Annotated in this window: 1 protein-coding gene; it reads left to right on the top strand. The window is 51.9% G+C overall.

What is annotated here, in order from left to right; translation table 11 throughout:
* On the top strand, positions 1 to 197 hold a 197-nt coding region (locus A3709_RS23930), incomplete at its 5' end, for a hypothetical protein (RefSeq protein ID WP_197484246.1).
* Positions 198 to 208: the final 11 nt, after the last annotated feature.

The following is a 208-nucleotide window of genomic DNA, read 5'->3' as shown; positions in this document are numbered from 1 at the left end:
AATTCCAGACCGATGGCCAGTATGAAGGCGGCTTCCGGGCTGGTTGGCGCCGTGTCGATCGCGGCCTGGAAGTGGCCGTATTCGGTCGCAATATCACCGATGAAGAGAATGTCATGGGTGCCATCGACTTCAACAATCTGACCGGTTTCACCAATGAACCCCAGGTATTCGGTGTATCGGTCTCCTCTGAGTTTTAAGTTATGAATAT

Origin of the sequence: Halioglobus sp. HI00S01, from assembly GCF_001635445.1 — a bacterium.
GTDB lineage: Bacteria > Pseudomonadota > Gammaproteobacteria > Pseudomonadales > Halieaceae > Halioglobus > Halioglobus japonicus.
This window is presented reverse-complemented; position numbering and strand designations above follow the sequence as displayed.